General features: G+C 55.8%; 7 protein-coding genes. 1 reads left to right on the top strand and 6 read right to left on the bottom strand.

All coding sequences use genetic code 11. The features are described 5' to 3' along the window. Positions 1–281: 281 nt before the first annotated feature. Positions 282–2,066, top strand: a complete 1,785-nt coding sequence (locus VFE46_05400; protein ID HZZ27426.1) for a protein kinase — start codon at positions 282–284, stop codon at positions 2,064–2,066. A gap of 198 nt (positions 2,067–2,264) precedes the next feature. Here the strand turns inward: VFE46_05400 and VFE46_05395 are convergent, their stop codons facing one another. The 6 genes from VFE46_05395 to VFE46_05370 all read right to left on the bottom strand — a co-directional run. Further along, a complete protein-coding gene (locus VFE46_05395; protein ID HZZ27425.1) occupies positions 2,265–2,969 on the bottom strand; it encodes an ABC transporter ATP-binding protein in 705 nt (234 codons plus the stop codon). A 60-nt stretch (positions 2,970–3,029) separates the two neighbouring features. Then, positions 3,030–4,355: an ATP-binding cassette domain-containing protein gene (locus tag VFE46_05390; protein ID HZZ27424.1), complete on the bottom strand. Its 1,326-nt coding sequence runs from the start codon at positions 4,353–4,355 to the stop codon at positions 3,030–3,032. 1 nt (position 4,356) lies between these two features. Beyond that, positions 4,357–5,529, bottom strand: a complete 1,173-nt coding sequence (locus tag VFE46_05385) for a branched-chain amino acid ABC transporter permease (GenBank protein HZZ27423.1) — start codon at positions 5,527–5,529, stop codon at positions 4,357–4,359. Positions 5,530–5,542: 13 nt separating this feature from the next. Further along, positions 5,543–6,496, bottom strand: a complete 954-nt coding sequence (locus VFE46_05380) for a branched-chain amino acid ABC transporter permease (GenBank protein ID HZZ27422.1) — start codon at positions 6,494–6,496, stop codon at positions 5,543–5,545. 101 nt (positions 6,497–6,597) lie between these two features. Next, positions 6,598–7,965 carry a branched-chain amino acid ABC transporter substrate-binding protein gene (locus VFE46_05375; protein ID HZZ27421.1) on the bottom strand — a complete coding sequence of 456 codons (1,368 nt, stop codon included), beginning with the start codon at positions 7,963–7,965 and terminating at the stop codon, positions 6,598–6,600. Between the two features lie 91 nt (positions 7,966–8,056). Beyond that, positions 8,057–8,988, bottom strand: a 932-nt coding sequence (locus VFE46_05370; GenBank protein ID HZZ27420.1) for an MFS transporter, incomplete at its 5' end; no start/stop codon positions are given.

The raw sequence follows: 8,988 nt of genomic DNA, 5'->3' as shown, positions 1-8,988 counted from the left end.
TACGTTTAAGTGTTTTATTTGTAATGTTTTACGCGATATGATGTTCCAGTATCCGGTATAAATGAGCATTAATAATGTGCTAAGAAATCGAGCAGGCCTTGCTATTAAGTGGAGCGTTTGCGGCGATCGGTTGTGCCATCGCACCTTTTCGAAAGCGGCCAGTTGTGAGCAATAATTTCTGATATAACCGGTCGATCCAAATCTGCATCGGCAGGCCTCCATTGTCCCTTACTTTTCTCACCGGCCGTCAACGTTTGCACGCCGCTGGAGTCGCTTAGCCCATGAAGTTAACGTTTGCCCAGCAGTCGTCGATGGGCCCCCGCCCCAATAACGAAGATTGGGTGGGTCATTGGGAGCCACAAGACGAAGAAGAACGCTTAACCCGCGGGGCCGTGTTGGCTTTGGCCGACGGTGTAGGAGGCCATGGCGATGGCGAGCAGGCCAGTCAACTGGCCGTGGAAGTGGCTTTACGCCGGTTTTTGGAGGTCAAGCCGGAAACACCGCCCAAGCAAGTTTTGTGGAAAATGATTACGGCCGCCAACGTGGCGGTGTACGACCGGGGCATGTCGATGCGCGGCCAGGGGCGAATGGCCACCACGCTAACCATCTCGATTTTTCGCAATAACGAATTGAACGTAGGTCACGTCGGCGATTGCCGAGTCTATCTGATTCAAAGCGGCCATATCGAACAGGTAACTGCCGACCATAACTACGCGGCTTCGCAAGTTAAAATGGGCTTGTTGTCGCCCTTGGAAGCAGCCACCAGTGATATGCGCTGCGTGTTAACCCGCAGCATCGGCAAGGAGCCGACGGTTCAAGTCGATTTCTATACCCGCACGGTCAACCGCGGCGATTACTTTGTGCAGTGCTCCGACGGCTTGTATACCTGCATCACCGATGAGGAGTTTTTAGAGATTGTCACGCATGCCACGCCCCCGGAGGCTTGCAAACAGCTCATTGAACTGGCGGAACGGCGCGGGACCAGCGACAACCTTTCCGTGCAAGTTGCCGCGATCGAAGGGGTAACGCAAGTTCGCTACTATCGCGGCCTGCCCATTTACGACGATCCGCCGGAAGCCATCAGCGAAACCGAGCTCGGGCAAGTGCTGGACGAACGCTTCGAGCTGCTGAGCGTGATTAGCCGCAGCGGCATGGCGTCGATTTTCAAAGCGAAAGACCGCAAAACCGGCGAAATGGTGGCTGTCAAGGTTCCTTTCATGCAGTTCGAAAGCGATCCGGCGTTCTTTTCGCGGTTTCAACGGGAGGAGGAAATCGGCAAGCTGCTGCAACATCCGAATATTTTGCGATTCATTTCAGTCGATGGCAAAAAAAGCCGCCCTTACATCGCCATGGAGTTGCTGGAAGGGAAAACGTTGCGGCAGGTGATGCGCAGCTACGGCGTGGTGCCGGTGGCCGACGCGCTGATGATTGCCATCCAAATTTGCGACGCGCTGGCTTACATGCACGAAAAAGGCATTGTCCACCGCGATTTGAAGCCGGAAAACATTATGCTGCTCAAGGGAGGCGGCTTGCGAATTATGGATTTTGGCATTGCCAAAGCCGAAGGGATGCGGCGCCTGACCTTCGCCGGATTTTCGCCATCGATGGGCACGCCCGATTACATGGCGCCGGAGCAAGTGAAAGGCAAGCGCGGCGACGCCCGCACCGACATTTACTCTTTGGGGGCGATGCTGTACGAAATGGTCACGGGCAGCCCGCCGTTTGATGGAGCAAATCCTTATTTGATTATGAATGCCCGGCTGGGTGGCGACCCCATTGCGCCGCGCAAGCGAAACAAAGAATTATCGCTTCAAGTAGAAGAGATCATTCTCCATGCAATGGAGCAAGACCCGGACAATCGCTATACTTCGGCCGCCGAAATGAAGGCAGATTTGGATGCGCCGGAAAAAGTGCCGCTCACAGGCCGGCACGAACGGCTGCGGCCTCCCATGGTGTGGAAAACCAAATGGCGCACGCTGCGGATGATTATTATTGCGGCCTTGGTGCCGATTGTTGTGTTTGGCCTGATGTATCTGTTCTACCGTCACCCGTGGACGAAGCACTAGGTCTTATCTTACGAAAGTGTAGCGGCGGTAGCCGGATACTCGCAGCACCGGGCCGGAATGCGTGGCCTTCCGGTTACGTTGAAGCCGCTACAAAGATATGAGACTGGCCCAAGAGCCCGTTCCACCAGACACCAGCCCACCAGCCACAAGACCACCAGGCACAAGACCACCTGACTATCAGGCACCTTGCCAGCCAACTCACTCTCCTAAATACGCGTCTTTCACCCGCCGATCGTTGAGCAAATCGTTGGCCGCAGCGCTCAGGGTAATTCGCCCGGTTTCCAACACGTAGCCACGATGGGCCAATTTCAACGCCATCTGCGCATTTTGTTCCACCAACAATACGGCGATCCCTTCCTGATTGAGTTGGCGAATCACGTCGAAAATCTTCGCCACCACTAGCGGCGCCAAGCCCAACGAAGGCTCGTCTAACAGCAGCAATTTAGGTCGCGCCATCAGCGCCCGGGCAACCGCCAGCATTTGCTGCTCGCCGCCGGACAAAGTTCCCCCTGCTTGTTGTGAGCGTTCCCGGAGAATGGGGAACAGGCTGAACACGTGGTCCAAATCGCGGCGGATGCCGGCAGCGTCCCGCCGTGTGATTGCGCCCAGCTCCAGATTTTCGAGCACCGTCAAGCGGGGAAAAATTTTGCGGCCTTCGGGCGATTGGCACAGCCCCAATTGCACAATTTCGTGCGGGGGCAGCCGCGAGATTTCTTTTCCTTGGAACGTAATCGTTCCGGTCTGCAAGCGATGCACGCCCGAAAGGCACATCAGCGTGGTTGTTTTTCCGGCGCCGTTGGCGCCGATCATCGTCACAATTTCCCCTGCGCGCACTTCCAGCGAAACATTTTTGAGGACCTCAATCGATCCGTAACCAGCGTGCACGTTTTCGACGGTCAGCAGAGCAGTCATGCAGTGTCAAAATGGATTGATCGCTAAGCCGCAGCGAAGTGATTCCAAAACCTATTTGTTTTCTTTGCCCAGGTAGGCCTCGATGACCTTCGGATCGGCACGAACGACGGCCGGCGGCCCCTCGGCAATTTTTTGACCGTAATTGAGCACCGCAATACGATCGGAAATGCCCATCACGACCGGCATGTGATGTTCGATCAGCAGTACGGTAATTCCCTCGGCGCGGATGCGACGGATCAGTTGCATGAGCTCGGTCGTCTCGGCCGGATTCATGCCTGCGGCCGGTTCGTCCAGCAAAAGCAACTTGGGTTGCGTGGCCAAAGCCCGGGCAATTTCCAGCCGCCGCTGATCTCCATACGCCAGCGAATTGGCAAGCGAGTTGGCTTTGTCGTCCAGTTCAACGAATCGCAGCGCTTCGTAAGCCCGTTGGCGCATCTGGGCCTCTTCGCGGCGAATGCCTGGCGTGCGCAACATCATTCGCAATGGATTTCGACTTTGACTTCGATCGAGTCCAATCAGCACGTTTTCCAATACGGTCATGTTGGAAAACAAGCGAATGTTTTGGAATGTGCGAGCGATTCCGGCCCGGGCAATCACGTCGGGCATGCGGCGCGAACGATTCCACACGACCAGCACACCGGCTGCGCCGAAAATCAAGCCGGCCCAGAGCGCAATCCATTCGGTCCGATGCATATACGCTTGCTGAGCAGGAACGGAACCGATGGCCGCTGCTACCCGGTCGGCAGTAGATTTTGAAGCATAATCGGCCAGCACGTCATTTCCACTGGCGGAGAAAATTCCCCAGCGCGCGCCGTGGGGGGCGGGCTCGATGGGCTTGCCGCTGTCGATTAATTGCCGGAGTTGCACGTTTAGCTTCTCCGCTGCCTCGCGATTGGGTTGATTTCCCGCGGCGCCCAACAGCGGCTCCCCGTCGGTCGTGACCACCGCCCAGCGGCCACGAGGCTGCGCTTCCACAGCCAGCTCGCCGGCGAAATAACCCCACATATCGCTCCACGCTTTGGCGAAGTTAAATTTCTGCGATGCGTAATCATAGTTCCGTTTGATCGTGGCGTGCCACAGATCGTCGATATTTGCACTCACCGCGACGGCAGCCACGGCGGTGACAATGCCGACCAGCACGCAGGCCACGAGCAAACGCCAAGTTGCTGGCCGTTGCAGCCGGCGGCCGTTAAATGAAATGGTTCCCGACGTGGGCTCGTAAATTCCTGTGACTGCGTTAAAAACGGTGGTTTTGCCCGCGCCATTGGGCCCAATGACCGATAACACTTCCCCCGGCTGCACTTGCAAATCAAGATGGCTCACGGCCGTTAGACCGCCGAAACGCATGGTCAAGTTGTGAATATCGAGCAGGTGCATTTCAGGCGGAATTTGAGTTTGGCAACGGCGGCCGTGGTTCGTCCCAGTGCAATTCGTGCTGCAAGCGAGCCGAAGGCCACAAGCCTTCCGGGCGGAACCGCATAATGGCGACCAACGCGAGGCCGAAAATCATCAGTCGCCAATTGCTGAACGATAGCAAACGCTCCGCCACCGCCGAGCTTTGCACTCCGCCGCCCAGGTGCTGCAGCCACGATTGCAACGTGGAGTTGATCTGCGGCGAAACGATGTTATCGAACCCTAATAACAACAGCACTCCCAACAATACGCCGCGCAAGCTTCCCAGCCCGCCAAGAATGACGCAGCACAGGATGATGATGGAGCGGTTAAAATCGTAAGTGTTGGGGTCAGCCGTCGTGGTAAGTTTCGTGGCGTACAAGCAGCCGGCCAAGCCTGCCAACCCGGCGCTGGCCGCGAACGAGGCCAGTTTAGCCCGCGGAGCATTTATTCCCATGCAGGTGGCCGCGAGTTCATCTTCGCGAATGGCGACCCAGGACCGCCCCAAGCGTGAATTTTCTAAATTTGCCAGCAGCGCAATCACGATCACCAAAATGCCCAGCGTCAAAAAGTAAAACAGGCGATAATCGGTTTCCCAACTGTTTTCGATTCCCAGCCAGCCGATGGGCACTGCCAACCATGGCGGCAAATGCGGCGGTGGAATGGGATTAAGCCCTTTGGTGCCGGCCGTGATCTCTTCCAAATTGCGCAGCGTCACCTTTACCACTTCGCCAAAGCCGAGCGTGACCAAAGCCAAATAGTCGCCGCGCAGCCGCAGCGTGGGGGCTCCGAGCACCAATCCACACAACGCTGCCCCTAGGGCCGATAGCACCAGCGCCGCGGTAAACGGCAATTGAAACGGATAGGAAGGCACGCGCAAAATCCCCGTGATGTACACGCCAATGCCGAAAAATGCAGCGATGCCCAATTGCAACAAGCCTGTGTAGCCCACGGCCACATTCAGGCCGAGGGCCAATATCGAGAAAATAAACAGCGTGGAAAGTTGATCGCCCAGCGCATTGCCGAAGGTGGGGCCTGCCCAGCTTGGAAAAACCGTGCGGGTCAGCGAGCAGGCGAACGGATAGAATACAAAGACTGCCAGGACCAGCACGTCCCAGCGTTTCAAAAATCGCGTCGGTGGTTTTTGACTTGGATTCATGATGGAAAGGCAATCAAACCTTCTCGCGCATGCGCTCGCCTAGCAGGCCGGAGGGCCTGAAAATCAGAATGACGATTAAGATGCCGAAGATGATCGCGGCCGTCCAACGTTCTTCCACATAGGCAGAGCCTAACGAGCGAACCATTCCAATGACGATGCCCCCCAGCACCGCGCCGGGAATATTCCCGATGCCGCCCAGCACCGCAGCGGTGAACGCGTACAGGCCGTTGATGTAGCCAATTTGAAAGCCAATGGTGCCGATGTACATGGAGTAAATTACAGCGGCAAATCCGGCCAGTCCGCCGCCGATGAGAAACGTGCTGCCGATGACACGCTCTACATGAATGCCCATCAACTGCGCCGCAACGGGGTCTTGCGACACGGCGCGCATCGATTTTCCCAGCCGAGTGAATTTCACCAGCACGGTCAGGCCCGACATAATTGCCGCCACCACCACCAGCAACACGGCATCGGACGGGGTGAAAGTTATCGCGGAATCGCCCAACAAGTTTCGCTGCGAAATGAGCTTAGGCACGCTTAAATCGGCCGGACCTTTCCACAACAGTCCGACATTTTGAAAAATAAACGATACGCCAATGGCGGAAACCAGCGGCGCCAACTTCGGCGCATTCCGCAAGGGTTTGTAAATCAATCGATCGACGGAAAAATTGAGCACGGCGCAAAACAGCGCCACCACGATGAGCAACGCGGCGACGCTAATGGCCACTGTCCATGCCGAAGCCGCGGTATCTAGCCCGAAAGCATTGATGAGCGTCAACGTGAGAAAAGTGCCCAGCATGAACAAATCGCCGTGGGCGAAGTTGATTAGCCCGATGATTCCATAAACCATCGTGTAACCCAGAGCGATGAGCGCAATCAAGGCGCCGTACGTCAGTCCGTTGAGACACTGCTGGACGAAAAGTTGCCAACCAGAAATCGAGTCGGCGGCCAGCAGCAAAGTCAGCATGCGGAGAAGATGCCAGAGGCCACAAACGAGAAATTAGAAGTCACAAATCGGGCCGAAAACACAGTGAATGGGAAAAACAGAATGATTGGAGTTGGTCGACATCATTTTTTTTGATCGCCCATGGGCTTCTGCTGATTGCCATCGCCCAGCAGTCTGACGAATTCAAACTTGCCACTGCGCACAATGTTGCCGCTGAGCTTATGCAGCGTGGTGTCGCCATTCTCGTCGAACGACCAGTTGCCCAATGCGCCGGGAAAATCTTTAATGGCAAAGGCGGCCTCGATAATCGCGGCGCGATCTTTCTTGCCTGCTTTGCGAATTGCCTCCAGCGCGGCATTGGTCGCTTCGTAACTATAAATTGCGTAAGCTTCGGGCATGAAGCCAAACCGCTTTTTGTAACGCTCGACAAATTCCTTCCCGCGGCCAGTCTGATTTTCCGGCGGCACTCCGCCGAACGTAACATACACGCGCTCGTTGGCATTTTCCGGGCCGGCAGCCTGAATGAAGGCGTTTTCCATGCAGCCATCCGGGACCATCAGCTTGCACTTTAATCCGGCGGCAACCATGTCTTTGCAAATTTGCCCGCCTTTCGTTTGCGTGGTGCCGCCGTAATACAAAAGATCGGGCTTCAGAGCCTTGATGCTGGTCATTTTGGAGCGAAATTCCTGGGCCTTTGTGTCGATGCTGTCGTGGCCCAGCACGTCAATTTCCAACTCGTTGCAGCGCTGCCGAAACATTTCGGCAATGCCTTTGCCGTAGAAAGAGTTGTCATCGAGAATATAAACCGTTTTGATCCCCATGTCTTTGGCCCATTCCGCGGCACAGGTGCCTTGCAAATCGTCGGCCGGAACGACCCGCGCGTAATTCTTTTTTCCCGTGGGGCGATAGATGGCAGGCTCGTCGGGCTCGCCCAGGCCCGGCTTGGTAAGGCCGACTGCGGTGTTGGCTGGACTAATCATCAACAGGCCAGCGCGATTCAAAATGGGCATCGACACTTTGGCCGCCCCGGAATTGTACGGACCAATGTACACCATGACGTCGGGATCGTTGGCGGCCTGTCGGGCATTGTCCCCTTCCGCATCGGGAGTCCAATCACCGGTGGCAGCCGTTGCATCGTCCCGATCTTCAAGCTCCAGCGAAAAATCGCCCACCTTATAGGCAGCTTCGTCCAACGCCAATTTAATGCCGTTGACCATCGTGTCAGTCTGCAGCTTGGCGCTGCCGGTGCGCGGCAGGCTAGAAACAATTCTGATGATGCCAGAGGTGGCAGCGTTGTCGGTGGAAACGGCAACGGACGTGGCAGGCTCGGGTTTGCTTTGTCCGGTTGATTCGCCGCAGCCGGAAAGACACGGAAGCGCGCCGGCGAAAAACAGACCAACCAGCAAATACCCAGTAATGTTCCGGCGAGATAGATTTTGCATAATGGCTGGCGGATACGAAACAATCGCTTTCATACGAGGATTGGCCATAGGTTAGCGCATTGTAAAAACCGTGAGAAAATGGGTCAATTTCTTTACGGTTGCAGCGGGGCTTAGGGTCATTGTCGGAGGCTGCAAACCGTCACTCTAGCAGCTTCTCCTGTGGGGGTTCCGGCAGGAAAAATGAAAAAACCAGCCCCAGGAAATATACGCCGAATCCAATGGCCGCTGCAGTGTAGGCCATTTTTTGTGGATCACCTTCGCCGGGCATGAAATCGCGCGAAGCCAAAAAAGTTGCCAGCGCGGCGAACGAAGTACCCAGCATCCGGCCGCCAATGTTGGCCGCAAAGCCTTCTCCCGTGCCACGTAAATGCAGGGGGTAAACGCGGGGCAAATAATTTCCCCAAAAACTAAACTGGGCGATGGTGAATAGCCCGGACAAGAAAATGCCAATGTCGAATAAAGTTACGTGCCAGTTGGCAATGGTGAACAACTCTTGGTTATGCAGCGCCAAGTAGCCAAAAGTCAGGGGCAACACAATCAGGCCTGGAATTTGAAACACACGCAATAAATTTCTGCGGCTGGCAATCCGCACGACCAGCAGCGCCAATAAAAACCGTCCAAACAGACCGCCGATTTCCTGGACTTTGGAATAATCTGAGCCGGCCGCCTGCTCCACCGACGATTTCAATTGCTGCTTGGCAATGCCAGCTTGCGTAACGCGAATTTTTGCCTGTTCATCCGGCGATTTATTGGCCAGCAGATTTTGCACTTCCGGCGAAGCCAGCCTCCGGTCAATTGCTTTTTGCAGGTCGCTTGATTCCAGCGTTTGCGTGGCTTTCGCAATCACGTCGGGCATGCCGGGCGCAATTTGCGTTGTTTGCTGAATGGCTCCGAACGCCGCGCCAAAACTCAACGCGAACATGATGGTGGTAATGACGGTGGTGCGCCGCAAGCCTGGCGCAAATAATTCCGCGATGCTCGGCCGCTTCAACGTGCCGGCGGTTTTTTTTTGTTTCCACGCCGGCGATTCGGGCAAGAACGGCCGGATCAAGATCAAGGGAATCGCCGGAA

It is taken from the genome of Pirellulales bacterium, assembly GCA_035656635.1.
In the GTDB taxonomy this organism is placed as follows: domain Bacteria; phylum Planctomycetota; class Planctomycetia; order Pirellulales; family JADZDJ01; genus DATJYL01.
Note: the sequence above shows the minus strand (reverse complement) of the source record. Positions and strands in the feature narration are given on the sequence as shown.

What these genes read in the sequence shown, in the direction of transcription:
- VFE46_05400 (HZZ27426.1), top strand. Translation starts at nt 282, where the DNA reads ATGAAGTTAACGTTTGCCCAGCAGTCGTCGATGGGCCCCCGCCCCAAT.
- VFE46_05375 (HZZ27421.1), bottom strand. Translation starts at nt 7,965, where the DNA reads ATGGCCAATCCTCGTATGAAAGCGATTGTTTCGTATCCGCCAGCCATT.
- VFE46_05390 (HZZ27424.1), bottom strand. Translation starts at nt 4,355, where the DNA reads ATGCACCTGCTCGATATTCACAACTTGACCATGCGTTTCGGCGGTCTA.
- VFE46_05385 (HZZ27423.1), bottom strand. Translation starts at nt 5,529, where the DNA reads ATGAATCCAAGTCAAAAACCACCGACGCGATTTTTGAAACGCTGGGAC.
- VFE46_05380 (HZZ27422.1), bottom strand. Translation starts at nt 6,496, where the DNA reads ATGCTGACTTTGCTGCTGGCCGCCGACTCGATTTCTGGTTGGCAACTT.